This window comes from Hydrocoleum sp. CS-953, from assembly GCF_002260545.1.
Classification (GTDB): Bacteria; Cyanobacteriota; Cyanobacteriia; order Cyanobacteriales; family Microcoleaceae; genus Trichodesmium.
Genome location: NZ_LGSU01000028.1, coordinates 1 through 1,310, shown reverse-complemented (window position 1 = coordinate 1,310; position 1,310 = coordinate 1). Strand labels below are relative to the sequence as shown.

Annotated in this window: 1 protein-coding gene; it reads left to right on the top strand. The window is 34.7% G+C overall.

Annotated elements, in window-relative coordinates; translation table 11 throughout:
- The first annotated feature begins 301 nt into the window (after positions 1–301).
- The gene (locus tag AFK68_RS00110) at positions 302–1,102 is read left to right on the top strand and encodes a peptidoglycan-binding protein (RefSeq protein WP_094670674.1); all 801 of its coding nucleotides are present in this window, start codon (positions 302–304) and stop codon (positions 1,100–1,102) included.
- Positions 1,103–1,310 lie beyond the last annotated feature (208 nt).

The window sequence follows — 1,310 nt, the reverse complement described above, 5'->3', positions numbered from 1 at the left end:
ACCTATAGAAGATGATAATATTAACTATATAGCTATAGTGGGTTTTTACCCTTCACTAATTGTAGCTAAAGTCTAAATTGCAAAAGTCAGGAAAGTTATTTGATTAAGAGTCAGGGTTTTCAGTCAAAAACAGTAATCATTACAACAAAATTATTATGATGCGTGTCNAACTATATAGCTATAGTGGGTTTTTACCCTTCACTAATTGTAGCTAAAGTCTAAATTGCAAAAGTCAGGAAAGTTATTTGATTAAGAGTCAGGGTTTTCAGTCAAAAACAGTAATCATTACAACAAAATTATTATGATGCGTGTCCCTACTATTACTACTCTATTGAGTTTAGTCGCCCTGTTTAGTTTTACCCCCAACAGAGCAATTGCCTCTAATAAAACAGAATCTTTGACAACAGAAACAGAAGGAAGCTTAATTCGCAAATTAAATTCCAATAATTCTATCTTTAGTCAACCAGATAAGGTTAAAAGTAAGTTACGACAAAAACCAAAAAATCAAACTTTTCTGAGACCTTTTATTCGAGGAAATTCTAGATTTTCTAATAAACCTACTCAGCCTGAACTATTCTCTAAACCTTTCTATTCTGGTGTTCCCCAAAAACCAAAAAATCAAAAGAATATATCGCAGGGTGCTAGAGGTGCAGAAGTATGGGCAGTACAAAGACGTTTACAAGCTAGAGGTTTCAACCCTGGTGCTGTAGATAGCGTATTTGGTGCCCGTACCACAAAAGCAGTGAAAGCTTTTCAAAAGTCCGCAGGGTTTAGTGTGACAGGTATAGTTGATGAGGCCACTTGGAAAGCTTTAGCTCAACCATCATTTGCCTCTCGTCGAACTATTCAAAAAGAACAATTATCAATCCCAAAGCAAAATCAAGTAGTTGAAGTAGAAAAGATATTAGCTAAAGGAGACAAGGGTTCTAAAGTCAAAACCCTACAAACTCGTCTGGAAAAAATGGGCTTTAATCCAGGGCCAATTGATGGAGTATTTGGAGTGAAAACTACAGGAGCAGTTAAAGAATTTCAAAAATCTCAAGGAATTAAAGCTGATGGGATAGTTAATAAAAAGACCTGGGCAGCTTTCAATCAGAAGTAAGAGTCAACTTAACTAACTCATACTTTTACTGTCTGATAATTGACTACCTATCAGACTATAATTCGAGCAAAATATATGTCAACTTTATAAAGAGCAATCAGCGATTTTTATATTTTTCGCTGATTGCTTTGTTGTCTCCATGAATGTTAAGTATATTGTAGCTCAAAATCTGATATACTTATAGAGTAATCTGTGCATAGGTTGTGAC

Coding starts and splice junctions, on each gene's coding strand:
- AFK68_RS00110 (WP_094670674.1), top strand. CDS start 302: ATGATGCGTGTCCCTACTATTACTACTCTATTGAGTTTAGTCGCCCTG.